Source organism: Halochromatium salexigens, assembly GCF_016653295.1.
Lineage (GTDB): Bacteria > Pseudomonadota > Gammaproteobacteria > Chromatiales > Chromatiaceae > Lamprobacter > Lamprobacter salexigens.
Genome location: NZ_NHSF01000059.1, coordinates 211323 through 233804 on the forward strand (window position 1 = coordinate 211323; position 22482 = coordinate 233804).

At 64.0% G+C, this 22482-nt stretch carries 25 protein-coding genes and 1 other RNA gene; 14 read left to right on the plus strand and 12 right to left on the minus strand.

From position 1 onward, the window contains the following. Positions 1 to 39: 39 nt before the first annotated feature. The 3 genes from rpsP to rsmI all read right to left on the minus strand — a co-directional run bounded on the left by rpsP (position 40) and on the right by rsmI (position 1779). Positions 40 to 306: a 30S ribosomal protein S16 gene (gene rpsP, locus CCR82_RS10820; RefSeq protein ID WP_201245802.1), complete on the minus strand. Its 267-nt coding sequence runs from the start codon at positions 304 to 306 to the stop codon at positions 40 to 42. Between the two features lie 148 nt (positions 307 to 454). Beyond that, positions 455 to 825: RNase P RNA component class A (gene rnpB / locus CCR82_RS10825), an RNA gene on the minus strand. A 54-nt stretch (positions 826 to 879) separates the two neighbouring features. Beyond that, entirely contained in the window at positions 880 to 1779 is a 900-nt protein-coding gene (gene rsmI, locus CCR82_RS10830) for a 16S rRNA (cytidine(1402)-2'-O)-methyltransferase (protein WP_201245803.1), read from the minus strand. A gap of 88 nt (positions 1780 to 1867) precedes the next feature. Between rsmI and CCR82_RS10835 the strand changes: the two genes are divergently transcribed. The 6 genes from CCR82_RS10835 to CCR82_RS10860 all read left to right on the plus strand — a co-directional run bounded on the left by CCR82_RS10835 (position 1868) and on the right by CCR82_RS10860 (position 7583). Next, the gene (locus CCR82_RS10835; RefSeq protein WP_201245804.1) at positions 1868 to 2563 is read left to right on the plus strand and encodes a hypothetical protein; all 696 of its coding nucleotides are present in this window, start codon (positions 1868 to 1870) and stop codon (positions 2561 to 2563) included. Between the two features lie 10 nt (positions 2564 to 2573). Next, positions 2574 to 3176: a FlgO family outer membrane protein gene (locus CCR82_RS10840; protein WP_201245805.1), complete on the plus strand. Its 603-nt coding sequence runs from the start codon at positions 2574 to 2576 to the stop codon at positions 3174 to 3176. A 188-nt stretch (positions 3177 to 3364) separates the two neighbouring features. Continuing rightward, positions 3365 to 5200, plus strand: a complete 1836-nt coding sequence (locus tag CCR82_RS10845; RefSeq protein WP_201245806.1) for a penicillin-binding protein activator — start codon at positions 3365 to 3367, stop codon at positions 5198 to 5200. A 38-nt stretch (positions 5201 to 5238) separates the two neighbouring features. Next, positions 5239 to 5607, plus strand: a complete 369-nt coding sequence (locus CCR82_RS10850; protein WP_207190975.1) for a YraN family protein — start codon at positions 5239 to 5241, stop codon at positions 5605 to 5607. Next, positions 5585 to 6202, plus strand: coding sequence for a BON domain-containing protein (locus tag CCR82_RS10855; RefSeq protein WP_242513407.1), 618 nt, complete (start codon positions 5585 to 5587; stop codon positions 6200 to 6202). The genes CCR82_RS10850 and CCR82_RS10855 overlap by 23 nt, the downstream gene beginning before the upstream one ends. After that, positions 6189 to 7583 (plus strand): FAD-binding oxidoreductase, encoded by a 1395-nt coding sequence (locus CCR82_RS10860; RefSeq protein WP_201245807.1) that lies wholly within the window; start codon positions 6189 to 6191, stop codon positions 7581 to 7583. The genes CCR82_RS10855 and CCR82_RS10860 overlap by 14 nt, the downstream gene beginning before the upstream one ends. A gap of 27 nt (positions 7584 to 7610) precedes the next feature. Here the strand turns inward: CCR82_RS10860 and CCR82_RS10865 are convergent, their stop codons facing one another. Beyond that, positions 7611 to 8162, minus strand: coding sequence for an RNA pyrophosphohydrolase (locus CCR82_RS10865; RefSeq protein ID WP_201245808.1), 552 nt, complete (start codon positions 8160 to 8162; stop codon positions 7611 to 7613). A gap of 183 nt (positions 8163 to 8345) precedes the next feature. On the opposite strand from CCR82_RS10865, the gene CCR82_RS10870 reads away from it, so the two are divergent. From CCR82_RS10870 to CCR82_RS10890, 5 genes are all read left to right on the plus strand, one after another. Next, positions 8346 to 9002: a histidinol-phosphatase gene (locus CCR82_RS10870; RefSeq protein WP_201245809.1), complete on the plus strand. Its 657-nt coding sequence runs from the start codon at positions 8346 to 8348 to the stop codon at positions 9000 to 9002. A 120-nt stretch (positions 9003 to 9122) separates the two neighbouring features. Beyond that, positions 9123 to 9881 (plus strand): GNAT family N-acetyltransferase, encoded by a 759-nt coding sequence (locus tag CCR82_RS10875; RefSeq protein WP_201245810.1) that lies wholly within the window; start codon positions 9123 to 9125, stop codon positions 9879 to 9881. A gap of 25 nt (positions 9882 to 9906) precedes the next feature. Then, complete coding sequence (locus tag CCR82_RS10880; protein WP_201245811.1) at positions 9907 to 10710, plus strand: lysophospholipid acyltransferase family protein; 804 nt, start codon at positions 9907 to 9909, stop codon at positions 10708 to 10710. Further along, a complete protein-coding gene (locus CCR82_RS10885; protein ID WP_201245812.1) occupies positions 10707 to 11936 on the plus strand; it encodes a glycosyltransferase in 1230 nt (409 codons plus the stop codon). The genes CCR82_RS10880 and CCR82_RS10885 overlap by 4 nt, the downstream gene beginning before the upstream one ends. After that, entirely contained in the window at positions 11908 to 12435 is a 528-nt protein-coding gene (locus CCR82_RS10890) for a phosphatase PAP2 family protein (RefSeq protein ID WP_201245813.1), read from the plus strand. The genes CCR82_RS10885 and CCR82_RS10890 overlap by 29 nt, the downstream gene beginning before the upstream one ends. An 83-nt stretch (positions 12436 to 12518) precedes the next feature. On the opposite strand, the gene CCR82_RS10895 is transcribed toward CCR82_RS10890, so the two are convergent. Together CCR82_RS10895 and nadC are read right to left on the minus strand one after the other, a co-directional pair. Continuing rightward, positions 12519 to 12908, minus strand: coding sequence for a sulfur globule family protein (locus CCR82_RS10895; protein ID WP_201245814.1), 390 nt, complete (start codon positions 12906 to 12908; stop codon positions 12519 to 12521). A 167-nt stretch (positions 12909 to 13075) separates the two neighbouring features. Continuing rightward, complete coding sequence (gene nadC / locus CCR82_RS10900) at positions 13076 to 13981, minus strand: carboxylating nicotinate-nucleotide diphosphorylase (RefSeq protein ID WP_201245815.1); 906 nt, start codon at positions 13979 to 13981, stop codon at positions 13076 to 13078. A 101-nt stretch (positions 13982 to 14082) separates the two neighbouring features. Here nadC and ampD point away from each other — a divergent pair, with 101 nt between their 5' ends. Next, on the plus strand, positions 14083 to 14664 hold the full coding sequence (ampD, locus tag CCR82_RS10905; RefSeq protein WP_201245816.1) for a 1,6-anhydro-N-acetylmuramyl-L-alanine amidase AmpD: 582 nt from the start codon (positions 14083 to 14085) through the stop codon (positions 14662 to 14664). Between the two features lie 5 nt (positions 14665 to 14669). On the opposite strand, the gene CCR82_RS10910 is transcribed toward ampD, so the two are convergent. Further along, positions 14670 to 15515, minus strand: a complete 846-nt coding sequence (locus tag CCR82_RS10910; protein ID WP_201245817.1) for a UDP-2,3-diacylglucosamine diphosphatase — start codon at positions 15513 to 15515, stop codon at positions 14670 to 14672. Positions 15516 to 15675: 160 nt separating this feature from the next. On the opposite strand from CCR82_RS10910, the gene CCR82_RS10915 reads away from it, so the two are divergent. Then, on the plus strand, positions 15676 to 16899 hold the full coding sequence (locus tag CCR82_RS10915; protein WP_201245818.1) for an argininosuccinate synthase: 1224 nt from the start codon (positions 15676 to 15678) through the stop codon (positions 16897 to 16899). On the opposite strand, the gene CCR82_RS10920 is transcribed toward CCR82_RS10915, so the two are convergent. The 5 genes from CCR82_RS10920 to CCR82_RS10940 form a co-directional block, all read right to left on the minus strand. Continuing rightward, complete coding sequence (locus CCR82_RS10920; protein ID WP_201245819.1) at positions 16861 to 17307, minus strand: gamma-butyrobetaine hydroxylase family protein; 447 nt, start codon at positions 17305 to 17307, stop codon at positions 16861 to 16863. The two genes, CCR82_RS10915 and CCR82_RS10920, sit on opposite strands and share 39 nt — an antisense overlap. A 92-nt stretch (positions 17308 to 17399) precedes the next feature. After that, the gene (hemH, locus tag CCR82_RS10925; protein ID WP_201245820.1) at positions 17400 to 18455 is read right to left on the minus strand and encodes a ferrochelatase; all 1056 of its coding nucleotides are present in this window, start codon (positions 18453 to 18455) and stop codon (positions 17400 to 17402) included. A 129-nt stretch (positions 18456 to 18584) separates the two neighbouring features. Then, on the minus strand, positions 18585 to 19136 hold the full coding sequence (locus tag CCR82_RS10930; protein WP_201245821.1) for a hemerythrin domain-containing protein: 552 nt from the start codon (positions 19134 to 19136) through the stop codon (positions 18585 to 18587). Between the two features lie 114 nt (positions 19137 to 19250). Beyond that, positions 19251 to 21023 carry an NAD-binding protein gene (locus CCR82_RS10935; RefSeq protein WP_201245822.1) on the minus strand — a complete coding sequence of 591 codons (1773 nt, stop codon included), beginning with the start codon at positions 21021 to 21023 and terminating at the stop codon, positions 19251 to 19253. Positions 21024 to 21061: 38 nt separating this feature from the next. After that, entirely contained in the window at positions 21062 to 21445 is a 384-nt protein-coding gene (locus CCR82_RS10940) for a DUF6394 family protein (RefSeq protein ID WP_201245823.1), read from the minus strand. A gap of 96 nt (positions 21446 to 21541) precedes the next feature. Between CCR82_RS10940 and CCR82_RS10945 the strand changes: the two genes are divergently transcribed. Then, positions 21542 to 22429 carry an alpha/beta fold hydrolase gene (locus tag CCR82_RS10945; protein WP_201245824.1) on the plus strand — a complete coding sequence of 296 codons (888 nt, stop codon included), beginning with the start codon at positions 21542 to 21544 and terminating at the stop codon, positions 22427 to 22429. Positions 22430 to 22482: the final 53 nt, after the last annotated feature.

Below are 22482 nucleotides of genomic sequence, written 5' to 3' on the forward strand. Positions count from 1 at the left end.
CTGGGCTTCAGCAGCGACGCGGATGCGCGCGGCGCGCTGTTAAGTGGCAACCGCGACGTCGGCGTCCTTCGCGGCTTCCTTGAGCAACTTGGTCACGCGCTCGGACGGCTGTGCACCCTGCTCGAGCCAATGTTGAGCGCGCGCGCGATCGACGCGCAGGCGGCTCTCACCACCAATGGCGCAGGGATTGAAGAAGCCCAGGCGCTCAATGCAACCGCCATCCCGTGCCTTACGGATGTCGGTGACGACGATTTGGTAGAACGGACGCTTCTTGGCGCCGCCACGGGTGAGTCTGATCTTGACCATCGCTATTGATCCAAATACTCGCTTTGTCGGAAAGACTGGATGCTGGCAGGCGCGCATGCACCAACCAAACGTAACAGACTATGATACCTGAGCGTTTCCACTCAGAAAAGGAAAAAACGCGGCTTCACCACCAGCATGCGTGGAGAGGATCGGGAGCCGGCCTGTAAGCCGGGTTCTGTCGTGAACAGTCATTCATCTGGGACGCGGGTCACCCCGCGCCTCGAGCGACCTACCCGGGAGCCCATGCGGGCCGCATGTTGCAGCCGAGGCTGCTCGCTCCCCTATTTGGTCTTGCTCCGGGTGGGGTTTACCGTGCCGTCGCATGTTGCCACCGACGCGGTGCGCTCTTACCGCACCTTTTCACCCTTACCGCCCGCTCGCGCGGGGTTGGCGGTTTGTTTTCTGCGGCACTGTCCGTAGGCTCTCGCCCCCCAGGCGTTACCTGGCACCCTGCCCGATGGAGCCCGGACTTTCCTCCGCCTGACGCTGACGCCAAGCCGCGACTGTCCGGCCGACTCCCAGCTGCAGTTTAGCCTCTCACGGCCAACCTGGCCATGGCAGCGACACACTCGGTCACCCACCGGCCTCATCTCGCGCCACCAAGGCGGCCTGATACAATTGATTACGCGCGCCGCCGGTGATGGCTGCGGTCAGCGCCGCCGCCTGCTTCAACGGCAGCTCGGCCGCCAAGAGTTGGAGTACGCGCCGTTGCTCGGCGCGCTCGCGTTCATCGTCGCCGCGCGCGTCGCCCTCGATCATGATCACCAACTCGCCGAGCTGCTGCTCGGGATTCGCGGCCACCTGCTCGGCGAGCTTGTCGAGGCGATCGGCGAGAAAGGTCTCGAAGCGCTTGGTCAGCTCGCGCGCGACCACGGCGCGGCGTTGCGCGCCCAGGCCCTCGGCGAGATCAGCGAGGGTCGCGGCGGCGCGGCGCGCGCTCTCGTAGCAGATCAGGGTGCCCGGCTCCTTGGCGAAGCCTTGACACCAGGCCAACCGTTGAGCGCTCGTGCGCGGCGGGAAGCCAACAAACAGGAAACGATCACTCGGCAATCCGGCTGCCGACAGGGCGCAGATCGCGGCGCAGGGGCCTGGGATCGGCTCGACCCGGAGACCCTGCTCGCGCGCGGCGCGCACCAGCAAGAAGCCGGGATCGCTGATCAGCGGTGTGCCGGCATCACTGATCAGCGCCACCGTCTCGCCGGCGCGCAGTCGCTGCAGCAGGCGCGGAGCCACCTGATCCTCGTTGTGCTCGTGATAGGACAACAGCTCGCCAGCGATGCCAAAGGCCGCGAGCAACGGACGGCTGTGACGGGTGTCCTCGCAAGCGATGACATCGGCCTCGGCCAGCACCATCTGTGCGCGTGGGCTAAAATCCTCACGATTGCCGATCGGTGTCGCCACCACGTATAGTATCCCAGCCAAATCAGTCCCCCTACCGGTCGGTCTCGTTGTTTTCTTCTCACAAGAGTGCATGATGCCTGCACAACGCGTTCCCCTCCTAGGGGCCTGGGAGATCAGGTGGGGAAGCCAGGGCATTCGACCCAAGCAACAGGAGATGCTGGTGTCCCTATCACGACTCGCCCTTGTCGCCATTATCATTGCGATCAGCCTTGCCCTGAGCGGCTGCTTCTACACCAACGCCGCCCAAGTGCCGATGGCGAAAACCTATCCCTATAGCGAGCAGCAGCGCATGCAAGCGGCTCACCATTGGCAGGTGCTGGCCGAATATGAAGCCAAGGGCATCCTGCAGCAGCAGCATCTGCGCGCGACGCCGTTGTACCTGCCCGAGCGCCATGATCACACCAGCGGCGAATTCGCGCGCGGCTATCACGCCCTGCTCACCAGCGAGCTGGTCTCCGGGGGCGCCATCGTCAAGAAGCGGCCAAGAGGCGCTGTCACTGTCGATTTCGACGTCGAGGTGATCCACCACTCCGACCGGGGGTTCATTCGTCCCTACCCAGGGATGATGACCCTGGCCGCCTTCGCCTCTGGCGTCTCCGTGCTGGTGGCGCCCTCAAGTAATGCGGGGCTGGCACTCATACCGCCGGTCGTGGCGTCGGACGTCACCAGTGGGAGCTGGGCCTCCGTGGGTGATGAGGAAGTCATCATTACCACCGAAATCACCGATAACGAACGCGTTCTCTATTCTTCCTCCAACATCTATTACATCAACCAGGGCGATCGCCGACACTATGCGCCCCATCGAGTCCCGAAACCACCACCCGTGCCCCGCGTGGCCCTGGATAATCAGTGGTAAGGGGCCAGTGATGAAGCAATCAACGCTCCCCACCTTCAGCACTCGCCGAGTCTGGCTCGGCCTTCTAACAAGCCTGCTCGGTCTGCTGTTGGCTGGTTGTATACCGGCTTCCAGCGCCCCTTACAGTACCTATACGCGCTCCTCTTACACGCAGCCCTATGAGTCGACAAACCTCTCCGCCGAAATCAGCGCTGCCGCCAAACGCTTACTGAGCGTCAACCCTGAGCTGTCACAGCACGATCCAATGATCGCCGCAACCTTCGTCGACATCAATGATCTGCGCGTTTCCTCGACCTTCGGGCGCATCAGCTCCGAACTCTTCGCCTCAGCCCTGTCTCAGGCGGGTATCCACATGCGGGAGGTGAAGATGCGCGATAGCCTCTTCATCGAGGAGCGACTCGGCGAGCTGATCCTCTCGCGCGAGGTCAAACGCCTCAAGGAGGCTTATTCTGCCAACTCGATCCTGATGGGAACCTATGCGCTGGGCGATCATCGTGTCTACGTCAGCGTGCGGGTGGTTCGAACCCGGGATGCCATCGTCTTGGCGACAGCGAACCTCAGCCTGCCGCTAGACCATAATCTGCGCTCGATGTTCTCTGACAGCGCTTGGTGATGCCCCGAGTTCACATCCTCTGCTGCCCCCTGGAGGGGCCGGTGTGCTCGATTGCCGAGCTCTTCAGCCACCACGTATAGTATCCAAGCGAACGATCTCCCTGCTGCTCGGTCTCATCGGTTTCTTTACAGGAGTGCATGATGCTTGCTCAGCGTCTCGGTCGGCAGCTTCAACAAACATCTCCTCCAATGAGGCGCTCAAGCCGTTCGAGCTTCCACGCAAAGGCCAAGCGCGGCCGCCCACTCGTGCGGCGCACCGCCCTAGTACTGATCATCGGCGCCAGCCTGATTGCCGGCTGCGCCATCGATCCCGTCAAGGACGCCGAGCGTTTACTCGACACCTTGCCGCCCAATGCACTCGCTGAAGCACGCAGACTAGAGCGCAACGATCAACCAGGCGCGGCGGCCGACGCCTATCTGGCGCTCGCCGAAACCGCCTCTGCGCCGGCACGCCAACAGCTCGAGATCGAAGCCGCCGCCGCGCTGCTTCAAGCGGGCGACGCACGACGCGCGCAACGCCTCCTCCTGACGCTTGATCAATCGGCATTAACCGCCTCGCAACGCCAGCTCGCGCTGCTGCTGCAGGCCGATGTCGCGCTGAGTCGCGGCCGCGCGACGGAGGCGATCAACACCCTCGATCGCGTCAGTCAAGGCACGCTCCCAGCGCGCCTAAAGAAGCAATATCTCGGTTCCCTGGCGGCCGCCTACAGACTGAGCAATCAGCCTATACGCGCAGCCGAGCAGCTCGATCAGCTCGATCGGCTGCTCGACGCCGCCGATGCGCGCATGGACAACCAGATCTCGCTGCTCTTTACTCTGACCAGCATGAATCAGGCTAGTCTCGCGCAGGCCACGGACTCCACTACCGGGCGGCTGCGCGGCTGGGTCGAGCTGGCCCAGTTGCTCGCCGGCAAGAGTACGCCCTCGTCGGCGCTTGATGCCAGCCTGCGCGACTGGCGTCAGCGCACGCCGCGCCATCCGGCCCTTCCCAGGCTCGAGACCACCTACTTCGCGCGTCTCGCCGGCAGCTATGCAGCGAACACCGAAGCCCTCGTTCTTCTCCCCACAGAGGGGCACTTCAGCACTGCCGGCAACATCCTCAGAGAAGGCATTATGGCTGCCTATGACGCCGATCGTAGTGGGACGCGGCCAGTGCTCCGCTTCCGGCCGGACAGGGTTTCGGCATCGTCGCGGGAGAACCTCGCCGGCGCCGATCTCGTGATCGGGCCCGTGAAAAAATCATCCGTCACCGCGATTGCCGACCAAGGCTCGCTACCCGTGCCCACGCTGGCCCTCAATCGAGTTGACGGCGCGACAACCTGGAACCTGTTCCAATTCTCGCTCGCCCCGGAAGACGAGGCCGCGAACGCCGCTAATTACGCCTTCGCGGCTGGGCTCAAACGCGCGGCACTCCTCTATCCGCAGAGCCCCTGGGGAACACGCATGGCGAAAGCGTTCCGCAGCCAATGGCAGGCACTTGGCGGAACCCTGGTCGCACAACCAAGCTATGGCTCGATCAGCGAGGCTGCCGAATCCGTGGCGCGCGGCGATGCGCAGGTGGTGCTCCTGGTCGCCACGACGAAGGACGTTACCCCGCTTTGGGAGGCTTTGCGGTTCACTGGTGTCGAGGTCCCGGTCATCGCGACCTCGCATGTCTACGACGGCACCTTCAAACCGGCCCAGGATCAGGCCTTGGCGGGACTCTACTTCGTCGACATCCCCTGGCTGCTCGACCAGCAACGCTCCGACAGACTCTCGCGTCAGGCCCTGCGTGGAACCCTGAGCAATGTCAGCAGTCCGCTCGCAAGGCTCTATGCGATGGGCATCGATGCCTACCGGCTCGCCCCGCGCGTCTCCGAGATGCGCCAGCAGCCCGGAACCTTCTTTCCCGGGGAGACCGGCGGGCTGAGCCTCGACTCACGCGGTCAGGTGCGACGGCAATTGACGCTAGCACGTTTCACCACCTCGGGGATCATCAGACCGGCAGGCATCAGTGGCCCCGCCCATCGGGCCACCGATGATTGAGGCCGCGCGCGACTAGCAGGCACGATAAGGATTCGATCTTGACTACGACGGCAACGCCCTGGCGCAAACAGCTCGGCGACACCAAGGAGCGCCAAGCGCGTGATTATCTGGAGCACCAGGGGTTACACCATATTGCCAGCAACGTGCGCTGCAAACGCGGCGAGCTGGATTTGGTCATGCGCGATGGCGACACGTTAGTCTTCGTCGAGGTCCGATTTCGGGCATCGGGACGCTTTGGTGGTGCCGCCGCGAGCATCGACTCGCGCAAGCAGGCTCGCCTCAGCGCAGCCGCAGCCTATTATCTGCAGCGCCACCCCATCGCACTCCCCTGCCGTTTCGATGTCGTCGCCATCGATGGTGCTGGGGCCCTCACGTGGATTCGTCATGCCTTTGTCGCTCGCTCTTAACGCCGTCACGCCAGCGCTGATGGCCATCGCCATCGCTCTTGTACCCTTGCTACAGGGTTGTGCCCCCGCCGCTGTGGTCGGAACCGCCTATGGCGCCTCGGTGATCCACGAGCGCCGCTCGGCGGCCACTGTCATGGATGACGAGATGATCGAACTCAAGGCCAAGCATCGCTTCCTCCAGAATACCGAGATTAGGCGAGCGAGCCGCATCTCGATCACCAGCTACAACTACCGAGTGCTGCTAACAGGTCAAGCCGAAAGCGCCGAGGTCAGCCAGCAGTTCGCCAAGGTTGTCAGTCGCTTGCCGAAGGTCGAGCAGGTTTACAACGAAGTCCAGGTTGGGCCGCCGATTTCACTCGCACAAGAAAGCCGAGACGCGCTCATCACCTCGCGGGCCAAAATCGCCATCGGTGGCGGACGCGGCATCGAAGACTTCGATGCGACCCGCGTCAAGATCGTCACCGAGAACGGCGTGGTTTTTCTGATGGGGCTTGTCACGCGCAAGGAGGCCGAGACGACCACCGAGATCGTGCGCCGGTTACCCGGCGTCGAGCGCGTGGTGAAGATGTTCGAGTACATTGATGCCTCTCTCTGACAGCATCACCAAAGCCCTAGCCGCCATCGTCGGCGCCGACGCCCTGCTTGTCGATGCTGCCGATTGCTGGCCTTATGGATACGACAACAGCCGTCGGCAAAGTCTGCCCGCAGCGGTCGCCTTCGTCACCAACGCAGCGCAAGTCCAGGCCGTCGTCCAACTCGCACAGCAGCAAGGATTGCCGGTCACCGCACGCGGGCTCGGCACGGGTACCACCGGCGCCACCGTGCCCGAGCGCAATGGTATCGTCATCGCGTTCGAGCGCATGAATCGCATCCTGCGCATCGACCCGGCCAATCGCCTGGCGGTGGTCGAGCCCGGTGTCATTAACGATAACCTTCAGCGCGTCCTCGGCGAGCATGGCTTCTTTTGGCCGCCCGATCCGACTAGCGCCGCAGTTTGCACCATCGGTGGCAATCTGGCGTACAACTCGGCCGGGCCAAAAGCCGTGAAATATGGCACCCCCCGCGAGAACACCCTTAGCCTCGCTGCGGTGACCGGCAGCGGACAGCTCATCCGCACCGGCGTGCTGACCACCAAGGGCGTGGTCGGCTACGACCTGACCCGACTCATCATCGGTTCGGAGGGCACGCTAGCCTTGGTCACCGAGGCAACCCTGAAGCTCACCCCCATCGCCGATGCCAAGCAAACCCTGCGCGCGACCTATCGGGATATCCATGCCGCAGCCGATGCGGTGGCCGCAATCATGGCGCAGCCGATCACGCCCCGCGCACTCGAATTCATGGACGCCGCGGCAATCGAGATGGTGCGCCAGTTCTCGGACCTCGGCGTGAGCGCCGAGACCGGCGCACTGCTCATGATCGAGGTCGACGGCCCCGAACAATGCGTTTCGAGCATTGCCGACACGGTAGCCGCAGCCGCACGCAACCCGGGCTTGCTCGAACTCAGCGTCGCTCGGGAGCGGGAACAGATCGCCGCGCTCTGGCGCACCCGGAAAGCACTGTCGCCGGCGCTGCGGCATGTGGCGCCAAAAAAGATCAATGAAGACGTCGTGGTGCCGGTCTCGCGCATCGCACCGTTCATCGATGGATTGGAGCGGCTCGCACGCGAGCATCGCATTCGCATCGTCAACTTCGGTCACGCCGGCAACGGCAACATCCATGTCAACCTACTCGTCAATCCGGACGATACCGATGAGATGGCGCGCGCGGCTCTGTGCTTAGATGGTGTCTTCGAGCTCGTGATCGCGCTCGGTGGCACCCTCTCCGGCGAGCACGGGGTAGGGCTCGAGAAGCGCGACTTCGTCGCCCGCGAAATCGACCCACCGGCACTCGCCCTGATGCGGGCTATCAAGGCTCAATTCGATCCAAACGGCATCCTGAACCCAGGTAAGGGGCTCCCACTGCAGGCTGACAACTAACAGGCAGACAACTCATCGGCCACGTGGCTATCGCCGTCGCTGGCGAAGATAACCGCGGCTGCCTTGCAACGCTTGCGGCGAGAGCAGATCCTGCGCCGGCGCCCCGTCCGGATAGAGCAACGGCGCCAGTTCTTGTAAGGCGCGCTCATAGACCCGGCGTTTGAAATAGACCACATCCTTCACTGGATACCAGTAGCGAACCCAGCGCCAGGCATCGAACTCGGGCTTCTCGCTGCGATCGAGGCAAAAATCCCCCTCACCGCACTGAATCCGCAGCATGTACCAGACTTGCTTCTGGCCGATGCAGATCGGACCGCAGTGACGGCGGATGAAGCGCTTCGGCAAACGGTAGCGAAGCCAGCCGCGCGTGCAGCCAAGGACCTTGACCTGCCCTGGCAGCAGGCCAACCTCCTCCTCCAATTCCCGATACATCGCCTCGAGCGGGGTCTCGTCGGACTTGATCCCCCCCTGCGGGAATTGCCACGCATTCTGCCCGACACGACGTCCCCAAAAGAGACGCCGCTCCGCGTTGCTCAAGATGATGCCGACGTTTGGCCGGAAACCGTCCCCGTCGATCAAGTTGCTGTACCTTGTTACGTTTCCATCGCATTCTTCCATACTCTACCCAGCGGCTTCAAATGCCGCACACCCAAGTGATCCATATCTCCATATCGAACCCGCCTCGCCCGCGGAGAGTCGAGCCCGCACGGCGAGATCCACGATTATTGCGCACCATCGCCAACCAGCCCTTGAGCAACCGCTATGCCTCTTGCCCTCTTCGACCTTGATAACACCCTGCTCGCCGGTGATTCAGACTACCTTTGGGGCCGCCATCTGATCGATTTAGGTGTCGTCGACGGCGATCACTACGAGCGCTCCAACCAACAGTTTTTCGATGACTATCGCGCGGGGTGTCTGGATATCGACGCCTTTCTACGCTTCTCGCTCGCGCCGCTCCGTCAGCATCCCGTAGAGACGCTCAAGCAGTGGCGAGAGGGCTTCATACGCGAGCGTATCGAGCCCATCATCCTCACTGCGGCATGCGCGCTGGTCGAGCAGCATCGCCGCGCGGGTGATACGCTCATGATCATCACCGCCACCAATGCCTTCGTCACCGCCCCCATCGCCGCCCGGTTCGGCATCGAGCACCTGATTGCCACCGAGCCCGCGCGCGCGGCGGGACGCTATACCGGCGAGGTCATCGGACCACCGGCGTTTCGCGAAGGCAAGGTCGAGCGCTTGCGCCAGTGGCTGGCCACGCATCAGGCGACATTGACCGGCAGCACGTTCTATAGTGACTCGATCAACGACTTACCCTTGCTCGAGACGGTCGATTTTCCGGTCGCCATCGACCCCGATCCGAGGTTAGCCGCGATTGCCCAGGAGCGCGGCTGGCCGATTCGCTCGCTGCGCGACTGAGGGCGCCGCGGCAAGCATCGAGTGCGCAGACTGTCATCGATTCGTCATGCTCGAGCCATCGGATCGACATGCGTCTTCGTTAAACTGTCAAGTTACCCCGTTGCGATGGTCGGAGAGAACATGGGAGCGAGCGCACCTGCTCTAAGTATCAAACGCGGTGAGCGTCTATTCGTCGAGCTGGCTGATTCACCGCACGCAGTGCGTGAGGCGCAGGCGTTGCGCTATCGCGTCTTCGCAGAAGAGCTGGGCGCCACGCTCAAGCCGGGCGAGCATGGCCTGGACATCGATGAGTTCGATGCCGAATGCGAACACCTGCTGGTGCGCGAGACCAAGGGCAATCGTGTGGTCGGCTGCACCCGGCTGTTGAACGATCGCGGTGCCGAGCGCCTCGGGCGCTTCTATTCGGAGAGCGAATTCGACCTCGGCGCGATCCCCTCGCTGCCTGGCCGCCTGCTGGAGCTGGGACGCACCTGCGTCTCGCCGGAATGCCGGCACGGCTCGGTCATCGCCGTGCTCTGGTCCGGGGTGGCGCACTACATCCAACAGCATCAGGTCGATTACCTGTTCGGTTGCGCCAGCGTGCCGCTAGGCGAGAACGACTGCCAAGCCGCCGCCATCATGAATCGGCTGCGGCGCCAGGCCATGGCACCGGAACACTTGCGGGTGACACCGCGCGCGCCCTTACACGCCACGGCAGGGGCTGATGATGTGTTGGATGCCCCGTTGCCGGCGCTGCTCAAAGGCTATGTGCGCCTCGGCGCGCTCGCCTGCGGCGAACCCTGTCGCGATCCGGATTTCGAGGTCGGCGACATCCTGATGCTGCTCGATCTGTGTTCGCTCAATCCCAGTTATGCGCGCCACTTCCTGGAACGGATCTAGACGCGCGCTCATCGAGGACTGCTTGATGCTTGAGACACTCATCCCGCATCTGCGTGCCAGTGCACGTCTGCTGGCGCTGATCGCGCTCAATGCGCTGGGCGCGGTGATCGTACTCGGCATGGGCCTTTGGCGCCGCCTTGGCGGCTCCAGTGCCGCCACTCCCGCCATCGTTCAGTGGTGGTTTCGGCGCGTCACGCCGATCCTCGGTCTGCGGATGCGCGTCGAAGGCCAGCAAGCCAAGAGCGCGCTGATCATCGCCAATCACATCTCCTGGCTCGATATCCCCGTGCTCGGCGCGCTCGGGCCGGTCGGTTTCCTCTCCAAGGCCGAGATTCGCCAGTGGCCGTTGATCGGCTGGATGGCCGCGCAAATCGGCACGCTCTTCATCACCCGGGGCGGCAATCAGACCGCCGATCTCATCGAGCGCATCGAGACGCGCATGCGCGAGCAGCGCCCCGTCGTCATCTTCGCCGAAGGCACCACCAGCGATGGCCGTCAACTGCGCGGCTTCTACCCGCGACTGCTCGCGGCGGGCCAGCAGCCGGGCGTCGACGTGCAGCCGGTGGCGATTCGCTATGGCACCAACGCCGAGCCCGATCTGAACGCGCCGTTCATCGATGATGACACCTTGGTCGAGAGTCTTTGGCGCGTGCTCTGCCAGCCGAAGACCGAGGCTCAGGTGCACTTCCTCGCGCCCATCGTCGGCGCGGACCTGGATCGACGCACGCTCGCGACCCTGTGCGAGAGGCAGATCGCGGACGCACTCGAGGTGCCCATCGTGGCCAGGGCAACCGCCAAACGGCGAGGCCCGGAGGTCACGACGCCGTGAATGCAGACAGCGGCAGCGTCCAGGCGCGCCGGTCAACGGATGCGCGATCAAGGCTCCATGTCGCGCTGGTCACCGAAACCTATCCGCCGGAGATCAACGGCGTCGCCAATACCCTGGCACAACTCGCGCGTGGCCTCGAGCGGCGCGGACACCACGTCAGCCTCGTGCGCCCACGCCAGCCGGTGGATCGGCGCAACGCGCCACCGGCACGGGAGTTGCTCGTCAGCGGTGTGCCCTTGCCGGGTTATCGCGGCCTGCGCTTTGGCCTGCCGGCGCTCGGGGCCGTGCAGCGGCGCTGGCGCGAGGCGCGCCCGGATGCGGTCTACATCGCCACCGAGGGTCCGCTCGGACATGCCGCGCTGCGAGCCGCCACGCGCCTCGGGATCCCCAGCCTGACGGGATTCCATACTCAGTTCCAGCAGTACTGCAGCCACTATGGTGTGGGCCTGCTGATGAAACCGATCATCAGCCTGCTCAGGCGCTTCCACAACCACTCCGGTGCGACCCTGGTGCCAACCCGCGCCTTGCAACGCGACCTTGCGGCGGCCGGATTTCGCAATCTGCATGTGCTCAGCCGTGGCGTCGATACCGAGCGCTTCTCCCCGACCTACCGAAGCACAGCGTTGCGCGCCTCCTGGGGGTGCGATGATGCGACGGTGGTGGCGCTCTACGTGGGCCGGATCGCCGCCGAGAAGCACGTCGATCTGGCGATCGAGGCCTTCGATCGGATTCGACGCGCTCGGCCCGACAGCCGCTGCGTCCTGGTCGGCGACGGGCCCGAGCTGGCGCATCTACGCCGTCAGCATCCTGACCATGTCTACACCGGCGCCAAGGTCGGTGCGGCGTTGTCCGCGCACTACGCCTCGGCGGATCTGTTCGTGTTTCCGAGCCTGACCGAGACCTTCGGCAATGTGCTGACCGAGGCGCTCGCCAGCGGCCTGGCGCCCATCGCCTTCGATTATGCCGCCGCACGCGAGCACTTACACCATGGCCAAAACGGCTATAGTGTCCCCATGGCCGATCGCACGGCGTTCCTGGCGCAGGCTGAACGGGCTGTCAGCGACCCTGAACAGCTCAAACGCCTTGGCCAAGAGGCGCGACACACCGCAGAAACGCTGAGTTGGGAGCGTGTGATCCGCGATTTGGAGCACCATCTGTTCTCCGTGATCGATTGCGCCGGCAACCAGGGCGAGCGCCATGAACCCATTCCTGCGACTGCTGAATGAACTCGAAACACCGTTCTGCCGACGTTGGAACCGTGCGCATCAGCGACCCTGGCTGTTGCGCCCCTTCGCGCTCGTCAGCCGGCTCGGCAATGGCGTCTTCTGGTATAGCCTGATCGCCGTGCTACCCGTCGTCGATGGACTCGACGGCCTCGAAGCCGCCGTGCACATGCTCCTGATGGGCGGCATTGCGCTGATCCTCTACAAGAGCCTCAAGGGTCGCACCCGCCGCATACGCCCCTGCCACTACGCGGCCGATATCGCCGCCAGCGTGCCACCGCTGGATCGCTACAGCTTCCCGTCCGGACACACCCTGCACGCGGTCAACTTTTCCACGATCGCGCTGTTCTACTATCCGCAGCTTGGTTGGCTGCTGATCCCTTTTACCTTGCTGGTCGCCGCCTCACGGGTCGTGCTCGGCCTGCATTATCCCACCGATGTGCTGGTCGCCTCGGCGATCGGGCTCGGCCTTGCCTATAGCAGCCTGTTGTTGGTCGCCTAGTCGCCAACGAAACAGCCCGGCGGCCGCCCCCCTAGAGGGTCGGCCGCCGGGCCTTGGGCCGTTAGGCGAGAGACTGGCTCTGCTTATTTGGCTTCAGGTGCGGCCGGAGCGGCCGGTGCGCCATAAGGCATGGCACCCTGGGGAGCCGCATAAGGGACTGCGCCATAAGGGGCACCATAGTAGGGCGCGCCGTAGCCGCCGTAGTACGGGTTGCCGTAGCCATAGCCGTCACCGTAGCCGCGGCCATAGCCGTAACCACGCCCACGACCATAGCCGTGACCGCCGCCGCTCATGCTCATATTGAAGTCGCCGTAGCCATCGCCGAACATGTCACTGAACATGTCGCCCATGCCGTCGCCCCAACCATTGCCATAGCCCGGGCCACCGTAACCCGGACCACCCCACCATGCGTTGGCGGACGCGGACACACCAAGAAGAGCGGCAACGGCTGCGGCAGTAGCAAGCTTTTTCATCTATCTTTCTCCGAACTCGATTTTGTCTGGGTTGCAAGCGTCGCCGCCTTTCTTGCGACAACAGAGATCATTATATTAGCGTTTTCTAAAATTTATAGTCGCTAATCTCGATCTATCATCGCCCGGCGATAGATATGACAAATCGCAATCCAAACCGCCCTCTCGACTCAGACCGAGGGCGTCACCAAGCGCATCGACAGATCGACCGCCTCGACATGCTTGGTCAGCCCGCCGATCGAGATCGCATCGACCCCGGTCTCGGCGATCATCCGTAACCGCTCGTGACTGATGCCGCCGGAGGCCTCGAGCCGCGCGCGTCCAGCCGTCAACTCAACCGCGCGTCTCAGTTCCGGCAGGTCAAAATTATCCAGCAAGACCTGCTCCACACCAGCCTCCAGCGCCTCGCGCAGCCCAGCCAAGGACTCGACCTCGATCTCAACCGGGATACCCACGGTCAGATCCTCGGTCAGACGACGCGCGGCCGCGATCGCGGCGCTGATCGAGCCGGCCGCGCTGATATGGTTCTCCTTGATCAGGATCGCATCGAACAGCCCCATACGATGGTTATCGCAGCCACCGCAGACAACGGCATACTTCTGCTGGCGTCGCAGCCCCGGAAGCGTCTTGCGCGTATCCAGGATGCGCACCGGCAGCCCGGCCACCGCATCGGCATAGCGCCGCGCGCGGGTCGCGGTGCCAGAGAGCAACTGCAGGCAATTGAGCGCGGTCCGCTCGCCGGTGAGGAGCGGGCGCAAGCGACCCGCGAGGGTGCAGAGCCGCTGCCCCGCCCGCACCGACTCGCCATCGCGCGCCTGCCAGTCGACGCTCACCTCGGGGTCGAGCTGACGGAAGACCTCATCGAACCAGGCGCGGCCGCAGAGCACCGCATCCTCGCGGGTGATGACCTCGGCGCGCGCGGTTGCCTCCGCCGGCAGCAGGCCTGCGGTCAGGTCGCCGGTGCCGACATCCTCCGCCAGCGCATCGCGCACCTGGGCCGCGATGAGGTCCAGCGGCGGCAGGCAGCGAGACAATACCTCCGCGTTCGGGTCGGGGGTCGGTACAGCGGTGGGCATCGGATCAGATCCTCGGAACGGTTAGCATAGGCGGGGATCATAGTGTGCGGGCTGATGGCCACTCAAGCGGCTCGCCAGACCAGCGAGAACATGCAACACCGATGACTGATCCGAGCGCCCCCGCCATCGACCCTGCTGGTCGCCTGAACATCGCCCGCTGGCGGCCCTCCCCCAATGCCGACCAGCGCCCGCCTGGTAGCGGGCCGGATCTGCTCGTGATCCACAACATCAGCCTGCCCCCGGGGCATTTCGGTGGCCCCTGGATCGAACAGCTATTCCAAAATCGGCTCGATCGCTCGGCGCACCCTTACTTCGCCACGCTCGCCGGGCTGCGTGTCTCCGCGCACCTGCTGATCCGCCGCGATGGCGAGCTGCTCCAGTTCGTCGAACTCGATCGGCGCGCCTGGCATGCCGGGCGCTCCGCGTTCGAGGGTCGGATCGAGTGCAACGACTACAGCATTGGCATCGAACTCGAGGGCAGCGACGCGATCCCCTTCCAGCAAGCCCAGTACACACGGCTTGCCCAGGTCACCAGGTTAATTCGCGCGCGTTATCCGGCGATCACAGCGGCGCGCATCACCGGACACCAGGAGATCGCCCCGGGACGCAAGACCGATCCCGGTCCCGCCTTCGACTGGGACCGATATCGGGCGCTGCTCAGCGACAGCGAAGGAGAGCGGTAAGGCACTCAGCCGAGCCGAGCGGCCACCGCGGCGGCGGCGGCAGCCGGGCGAGGCACCGGCATCGGTTGCGGCTGCTCGGAGGTCAGTACCTGTTGCGCCTCGGTCCAGCGCAGCAGCTCGATGGTGCCATCGTGATGCTCGACCAGCGCCGTGCAGCTCTCGACCCAATCGCCGCAGTTGCAGTAGGTCACGCCATCGATCTCGCGGATCTCGGCGTGGTGGATGTGCCCACAGATCATGCCATCGACAGCGCGGCGGCGCGCCTCGTCGGCCACGGCCTGCTCGAAGTTGCCGATATAATTGACGGCATTCTTGACCCGATGTTTCAGATAGGCGGCGAGCGACCAATAGCCGAACCCAAGGCGGCGCCGGAAGGCATTGAGCCGATGGTTCGCCGACAGCAACAGATCGTAGAGGTGGGAGCCGAGCATCGCCAGCCAGCGCCCGTTCTGCACCACCTGATCGAACTTGTCCCCGTGCAGGATCAAGAACTGGCGACCGTCGGCGGTGGTGTGGACCAGCTCATCGCAGAGGCGCACATTGCCGTACTCGGAGCCGAGATGATCGCGCAGGATCTCATCATGGTTGCCCGGCACATAGACCACGTCGGTCCCGCTGCGCGCCTTGTCCAACACCGCGCGCACCACATTGTTGTGCGCCTGCGGCCAGAACAGCCCGCCTTTCATCGCCCACACGTCGATGATGTCGCCGACCAGATAGAGCTGCTTGCACTCGGTCGATTGCAGGAAATTCAGCAGAAAATCGGCTTGACAACCGCGAAACCCGAGATGCACATCCGAGATCCAGATGCTCCGGTATTTCAACGGCCGTAGATGTTTCACCTGACTCATGTCACCCAGGTCCTCATTTATTAGCGTGGGCGCCATGGTCGCGCGGCTTTGTTGCGAGAGGATGGACGCGCGATGAAGATCTGGTGAACACGCATCGTACCGACGCACGTCGCGCACTGCGTATACTGAGCGCCTTTGCCGTAGAGAGGAGTTTTTTTCGATGCCACGCGATTCCGTGAACAAGGTCGTCCTCGCCTATTCAGGCGGGCTCGACACCTCTGTGATCCTGACCTGGCTGCGCGACGAATACGACTGCGAGGTGGTCACCTTCACCGCCGACATCGGCCAGGGCGAGGAGGTCGAGCCGGCCCGCGTCAAGGCCGAAGCGGCCGGGATCAAGGAGATCTACATCGAGGATCTGCGCGAGGAATTCGTGCGCGACTTCGTCTACCCGATGTTTCGCGCCAACGCCATCTACGAGGGCGAGTACCTGCTCGGCACCTCGATCGCCCGCCCGCTGATCGCCAAGCGCCTGGTCGAGATCGCCACCGAGACCGGCGCCGATGCCATCAGCCACGGCGCCACCGGCAAGGGCAACGATCAGGTCCGCTTCGAGATCAATGCGCTGGCGCTGCGGCCCGACATCAAGATCATCGCGCCCTGGCGCGAATGGGATCTGCTCTCGCGTGAGAAGCTGATGGCCTATGCCGCCGAGCACGGCGTACCGGTCGAGCAGAAGCGCGACGGCACCAAATCGCCCTACTCGATGGACGCCAACCTGCTGCACATCTCCTATGAAGGCTACGATCTCGAAGACCCCTGGGTCGAGCCGGGCTTGGCGATGTGGCGCTGGACGCGCGACCCGGAGCAGGCACCCGACACCGCGCAGGAGATCGAGCTGACCTACAGTGCCGGCGACATCACCGCCATCGACGGCAAGGCCATGACGCCGGCGGAGGTCCTCGCCGAGCTGAATCGCATCGGCGGCGAGCACGGCATCGGCCGCGCCGACATCGTCGAGAACCGCTATGTCGGCATGAAGTCGCGCGGCTGCTACGAGACCCCCGGCGGCACCATCATGCTCAAGGCCCATCGGGCGATGGAATCCTTGACGCTCGACCGCGAGGCCGCGCACCTCAAAGACGAACTGATGCCGCGTTATGCGACCCTGATCTACAACGGCTACTGGTTCAGCCCGGAGCGGATGATGCTGCAGGCCGCGATCGATGAGAGCCAGCGCGTGGTCAACGGCAAGGTCCGGCTCAAGCTCTACAAGGGCAACGTGATGGTGGTCGGTCGCCAGTCGGACAGCGACAGCCTGTTCGATGAATCGATCGCCACCTTCGAAGACGACGCTGGCGCCTACGATCAGAGCGACGCGACCGGCTTCATCAAGCTCAATGCCCTACGGCTGCGGGTCGCCGGGCGCCGCCGCGGGCGGTAGCTCGGACGGCGCCTCACCCCGCTCGCGCAGCACCTCGAACGGATCGGGGGCGGAGCGTGAGCGGCCGACGTCTTTCAGCCGATCCAGATAGTCGAGCCACAACGGCTGCCAGCCGCGACCAAGTTTGTAGAGATACTGCCAGTCATAGAGGCCCGAGCGGTGACCATCGTCGAAGACGATCTTCACCGCATAGCTACCAACCTGCTGCAGATCGGTGATATTGACCGCCTCCTTGCCGATCTGCAGCTTGGCCTGATCCGGCGTATGGCCGCGCACCTCGGCCGAGGGCGAATAGACGCGCAGGTATTCGCAGGGCAGGCGAAAGCGCGCGCCATCGTCGTAGGCGATCTCGAGGATGCGCGATTGCTGATGCAGATTGATCTCGGTCGGCAGCGGATGCTGTTCCATCGGTCGGCAACTCCGGGAGGCTTCAAGTCTGCCGACTCAGGTGCGGACGCCGACCGGGTTTGCAATGCAACGCCCGCCGAGGAATCGCGGGCTCAGGCGGCTTGCGCGTGCGCGAGTCGCTCGACCTCGGGCCAACCGCGACAATGACGCTCGATCAGCCCCGCCAGCATCTCGAGATGGGCAGGATCATCGTTGAGGCAGGGAATGTAGTGATACTCCTTGCCGCCGGCGTCGATGAAGTAGCCGCGGTTCTCGACGTCGATCTCCTCGAGCGTCTCCAGGCAATCGGCGGAGAAGCCGGGCGCGATCACATGCACGCTCTCGACGCCATCGCCACCCCAGAGCTTTAGCGTCTCGTCGGTGTAGGGCTGTAGCCACTCATCACGCCCCACCCGCGATTGGAACGAGACCATCCAGCGGTCATCGTCCAACCCCAGGCGTTCGGCGACCAGGCGCGCGGTCTTGTGACAATGGCAATGATAGGGATCGCCGGCCATGAAGTAGCGTTTCGGGATGCCGTGGAACGAGAACAGCAGCCGCTCCGGCTCGCCCTTCTCGGCGGCTGCGGCGCGAATGCTGTCGCACAGGGCGTCGATATAGCCCGGCTCATCGTGGTAGTGGTTGATGAAGCGCAGTTCGGGCAGCCATCGCCAGGTCGTCATCTCATTGGTGACTGCATCAAAGGTCGAGGCCGTGGTGGTGCCCGAGTATTGCGGGTAGAGCGGTAGCACCAGCAAGCGGCGCACATTCGAACTCTTGAGCCGGCCGAGGGCCTCGGCAACCGAGGGCTTGCCGTAGCGCATGCCCAGCTCGACATGGACGTTGTCACCAAAGCGCTCGCTCAAGAGCCCCTGCAGTCCGGCCGCCTGGCGCCGGGCCACATCGAGCAGCGGCGAGCCCTTGTCGGTCCAGACCGCCTGGTAGGCCTTGGCCGAGCGGCTCGGGCGCACCCGCAGAATGACGCCATGCAGGATCAGCCACCAGACCGGGCGTGGAATCTCGACCACGCGCGGGTCCTTCAGGAACTCCGCAAGATAACGGCGCACCGCCGTTGGCGTTGGCGCCTCGGGAGTCCCGAGGTTCAACATCAACACGCCTAGGTGCTCTGACATGTCGTGCTCGAAGCCGACGACGCTCTTATATTTCATCGAAGTCCCAAGGGTTTACGCGTTTTCCCTGATCTCTATGCCCAGTTCCACAGATTGGCGCGTGCCGGCTGCTGTTTCAACCGAATTGCGCAATTGTGCACCAGTTTTCCATTGCCATCCGAGGCCGACTCAACCATCTCGCCCGAGTTTCAACTGTTTGAAGATCATGCGAAAGCGCTCGGGGTCTTTCTGGCCGAACACCGGGTCCTCGACATTCGGCGCCACCGCCAGCAGCTCCGACCAGACCGCCTCGGACAGACAGGTCAGCGCCAGCGGAAAGGCCCGCTCTTCCTCCAACTGCATGTGCTCGCGCAGTTGCGCGATCAGCGTGCGCCCCTGGCGCTCGACCTCATCGCGGCGCAGAACCTCCTCGTGCACGATGCCCTCGAGCGATTCCTTGAAGCGTCGATTGAGTTGCATCAGGCTCTGATGCTGCTGCATCAGTTGGTTCAACACCGCGTGGCCGGGGCCGACTTCGGCCAGGACCCGCTCGAAGATCAGATCCTCACTCGGATGGTGGACTTGATCCTCGTAATCGATCAGGTATTCCATCAACTCGCACATCAGCTCGTAATCAGGCTCAAGACCATCGCGAAACTCATCGAGCAGTCCCTCGAGCAGGTTCAGCAGTTGCGCGAGTCGTCGGTGATCCTGACCGAGACGCTCCACTAGATCGTTCATTTGGGCCACCTCGTTGTGGGGTCGGCACATCGGGTGCCAGGAGTCGCCTGTACGCTCATCGGCGCGGCAATGGGCCCATGATAGCGCGCTCGCACCGCTCGGCACGCAGCCGCATCACAGACCCTCCTCGTGCTGCGGTGATTCGCCATGTCCCTGATCCGGGGCTTGCGCGCTGCCCCAGGTCTGCGGCCAACGGCGGCGCAACCAGCGCCAGACCAACCCACGTGGCAGTTTGACGCCGGTGACCACATAGGTCAGCACGTCCGGATTGTTGAGCGTCCACTGCATCCAATCGCGCGCGCCAAGCTGTCCGCACAACAGCAGCCTGTCGCCGACGCGCAGCGGCTGATCGAGCCTCGGCAGCGGTCGGTGCTCACCGGCGCGCTGATGGACGAGGATGATCGCCGGCAGCATGTCCGATCGCTGTCGGGGATCACGCAGTATATCCTCCAGGGTCAGCGCATGACCCTGCGCGGCAAGCAGGCTCACCGCCTGCCCAACGCTCGCATCGATGCGCAGCTCCCAGAGGATCGGCGGTTTCGCCTCGACCAAGGCGACGAGTCGGCTGACCAGTTCGCAGGACCAGCTATCGGGCTCTTTATCCGCCGCGCTGACGAATTCATTGAGCAGTGGCGCGCTGAGCAGGGTCCGGATCCGTTGCGCCACGATCAAGCTCGGGTGCATCAGGATATCGGCCTCGACCGCCTTGAACAGCTCCTCGTTGATCAACTGATTCTCGCGCACCACGGTGAACAGCCCCGGATTGAGTTCCTTGGCCGTCATGATGATCGAGAGATTGTTGGCGTCATTGTCGGTGCCGGCGACCAGCCCCACGGCGCGGTGGATATCGGCCTGCTCCAGGGTCACCGCCTCGGTGCCGCGTCCCTTGATCAGCGGCCCTGGCGGTAGCCCAGTGCGCTCGGGCTGCATCTCGACCACCATCAGTTCGATGCCATCCTGCTCGGCCAGATGGGCATAGAGCGCCTTGCCGAAACGCCCATAGCCGCAGATGATCCAGAGCCCGTCGGCCGGCGGATAGATCGGTTCGGGCAGCATCGCGCCGCGTAACTGCGCGAGCCACTCCTGCAAGGCGGTGAGGCAGGGCGAGTCGATCGCGATGCTCAGATAACGCGCGAAGATATCGAAGGGGTCATAGATGTGATCGGTGCCGAACGAGGCCATGTTGGCCTCGATATCGTGCGAGTCGGCGCGGCAGATGACCTTGGCGTCTGGATGCATCAGCTTGGCCGCGAGCGCCACCTTCAGGTTGACCTCATTGACCGAGGTCAGGGCCAGGACGCCGGCACAATAGGGGCTGCGCAGCCCGGCCAGCAGCAGCGTGTCGGGGCGGCGCACATCGGCGCGCAGCGCCGGCACGAACTCGCGCAAGGACTCGAGCTTGAGCAGATCGATGCGCTCCGGATTGTTATCCAGGACGACGGCGCGCTGGCCGCGCTCGGTCAATGCCCGCACCAGGCCGCTGCCGGTCTGACCGTAACCGCAGACCAGATAGAAGTCCTCGTTGATGGCGCGCACATGGGCGCTGAAACGATGTTCCTCGATGGTGCGCCGCAGGGCCTTGTCCTGCAGCAGCGTGATCATCGCGCCGATCGAGTAGAGCCAGCCGCTCACGGTGGCATAGATACACAGCGTCACCCAGATCCGCTGCGCGTCGCTGAACGCCTGTGGCAGCTCGCCGAAGCCGATGGTCGTCGACATGTAGCTGACGAAGTAGAAGGCGTGGAAGATGCTCAGATGCCAGGGATTGCCCTCGGCATCCTGGCCCGGGATCAGCACCAAGCCGACGATCGTGATCGAGTAGAGCACGATCAGCGTCAGCAGTGGCGCACGCATGCGCCGCAGGATGAGGAAGATGATGCTGTCCACCGCAGGCTCCGCTCGACTCGCCTTGGCGCGCTCGCCGGTCAGCGCCGCAGCATGGTCGTCTCGATGATCAGCAGGATCACCGAGACCACATTGGCGACCATGGCCCCGGCCGCGAGCGAGACCACGCTCGCGAGTGAACCGGCGGTAAAACCATCCGCCGAGGCATGCACCGCCACGGTCCAGATCACCGCCCCGGCGATCAACTGCAGGATCGCCACCAAACTCGTCGCCAGCAGCACCGCGCCCATCTGTGAGCGGTCACCGAGCTTGAGCACGGTCGCGATCAGGTTGACCACCAGGACCGATGCGAACTCCCAAGCATGGTGATGGGCATGATTGTCGATCTCGCCATAGACGAAGCCGAAGTTCAACGTCAGGGCCAGCAGGATGAAGAATCCAAAGACGACCTTCTCGGGATTCATCAAGGGTCTCCTCGGTGGGCGCGGACAGTTCCGCTGATCACGCGTATCCTAGCGGGTTTTTCCAGCGTGCCATCCGCGAACAGGCGTCTGTCTGCCATGAGTCAACCATCCGTGTCCCTGCCCTTACCCGAAGCCGTCGCCGCGCCACGCGATCACATTCGCACCGAGCAGGCTGGACGTATCGCCTATTACCACGACACGCGCGGCGACGGTCGACCGCTGGTCTTGGTGCACAGCATCAACGCGGCCCCGAGCACCTATGAGGTCAAGCCGCTGTTCGAGCATTACGCCGGCACCAGGCCGGTCTACAGCATCGACCTGCCCGGCTTCGGTCACTCCGAGCGCAGTGAGCGTGCCTATTCCGCCGAACTCTACGCCAATGCGATCCGCGCCTTGCTCGAACAGGTCGTCCAGGCGCCGGCGGATGTCCTCGCGCTCTCACTGAGCGCCGAATTCGCCGCGCGCGCGGCGCTTGGCTCGCCCGCGAGTGTCGCCTCGCTGGTGTTGATCTCGCCGACCGGCTTCTCGGAGCGCGGTCTGCCGCCTCAACTCGTCGGCCAGGCCGTGCATGGAGTGATCGGCGCGCGGCTCTGGAGCCAGGGACTCTATGACCTGGTGGCCTCAAGGCGCAGCATCCGCCACTACCTCGGCAAATCCTTCCAGGGCCAGCCCCCGCAGGCACTCGTCGACTATGCCTACGCCACCTCGCATCAACCGGGTGCCCGCCACGCACCGCTGATCTTCCTCTCGACGCAACTGTTCACGCGCGAGGCCGTCTCCAAGCTCTATGCACGACTGACGACACGGCCGGTGCTGGCGATCGCCGACCGCGATCCCTATGTCACCTTCGAGCGCCTGCCCGAGCTGGTGGCGCATCAAGCGAACTGGCAACAGCAGAGCCTCGGACCACATCGCGGGCTGCCACACTGGGAACAACCGCAGGCCTTGTTCGCCGCCCTGGATCGCTTTTGGGCCACCGTTTGACCTCGGCGCGCCTCTACCTCGCGAATGCGGAAGACCCGGCCGGGATGGCCGGT

What these genes read in the sequence shown, in the direction of transcription:
- CCR82_RS10880 (WP_201245811.1), top strand. Translation starts at nt 9,907, where the DNA reads ATGCTTGAGACACTCATCCCGCATCTGCGTGCCAGTGCACGTCTGCTG.
- CCR82_RS10875 (WP_201245810.1), top strand. Translation starts at nt 9,123, where the DNA reads ATGGGAGCGAGCGCACCTGCTCTAAGTATCAAACGCGGTGAGCGTCTA.
- CCR82_RS10845 (WP_201245806.1), top strand. Translation starts at nt 3,365, where the DNA reads ATGAGGCGCTCAAGCCGTTCGAGCTTCCACGCAAAGGCCAAGCGCGGC.
- nadC (WP_201245815.1), bottom strand. Translation starts at nt 13,981, where the DNA reads ATGCCCACCGCTGTACCGACCCCCGACCCGAACGCGGAGGTATTGTCT.
- hemH (WP_201245820.1), bottom strand. Translation starts at nt 18,455, where the DNA reads ATGAAATATAAGAGCGTCGTCGGCTTCGAGCACGACATGTCAGAGCAC.
- CCR82_RS10915 (WP_201245818.1), top strand. Translation starts at nt 15,676, where the DNA reads ATGCCACGCGATTCCGTGAACAAGGTCGTCCTCGCCTATTCAGGCGGG.
- CCR82_RS10890 (WP_201245813.1), top strand. Translation starts at nt 11,908, where the DNA reads ATGAACCCATTCCTGCGACTGCTGAATGAACTCGAAACACCGTTCTGC.
- CCR82_RS10855 (WP_242513407.1), top strand. Translation starts at nt 5,585, where the DNA reads ATGCCTTTGTCGCTCGCTCTTAACGCCGTCACGCCAGCGCTGATGGCC.
- CCR82_RS10920 (WP_201245819.1), bottom strand. Translation starts at nt 17,307, where the DNA reads ATGGAACAGCATCCGCTGCCGACCGAGATCAATCTGCATCAGCAATCG.
- CCR82_RS10910 (WP_201245817.1), bottom strand. Translation starts at nt 15,515, where the DNA reads ATGAGTCAGGTGAAACATCTACGGCCGTTGAAATACCGGAGCATCTGG.
- CCR82_RS10930 (WP_201245821.1), bottom strand. Translation starts at nt 19,136, where the DNA reads ATGAACGATCTAGTGGAGCGTCTCGGTCAGGATCACCGACGACTCGCG.
- CCR82_RS10945 (WP_201245824.1), top strand. Translation starts at nt 21,542, where the DNA reads ATGAGTCAACCATCCGTGTCCCTGCCCTTACCCGAAGCCGTCGCCGCG.
- CCR82_RS10940 (WP_201245823.1), bottom strand. Translation starts at nt 21,445, where the DNA reads ATGAATCCCGAGAAGGTCGTCTTTGGATTCTTCATCCTGCTGGCCCTG.
- CCR82_RS10860 (WP_201245807.1), top strand. Translation starts at nt 6,189, where the DNA reads ATGCCTCTCTCTGACAGCATCACCAAAGCCCTAGCCGCCATCGTCGGC.
- rpsP (WP_201245802.1), bottom strand. Translation starts at nt 306, where the DNA reads ATGGTCAAGATCAGACTCACCCGTGGCGGCGCCAAGAAGCGTCCGTTC.
- rsmI (WP_201245803.1), bottom strand. Translation starts at nt 1,779, where the DNA reads ATGCACTCTTGTGAGAAGAAAACAACGAGACCGACCGGTAGGGGGACT.
- CCR82_RS10895 (WP_201245814.1), bottom strand. Translation starts at nt 12,908, where the DNA reads ATGAAAAAGCTTGCTACTGCCGCAGCCGTTGCCGCTCTTCTTGGTGTG.
- CCR82_RS10870 (WP_201245809.1), top strand. Translation starts at nt 8,346, where the DNA reads ATGCCTCTTGCCCTCTTCGACCTTGATAACACCCTGCTCGCCGGTGAT.
- ampD (WP_201245816.1), top strand. Translation starts at nt 14,083, where the DNA reads ATGACTGATCCGAGCGCCCCCGCCATCGACCCTGCTGGTCGCCTGAAC.
- CCR82_RS10840 (WP_201245805.1), top strand. Translation starts at nt 2,574, where the DNA reads ATGAAGCAATCAACGCTCCCCACCTTCAGCACTCGCCGAGTCTGGCTC.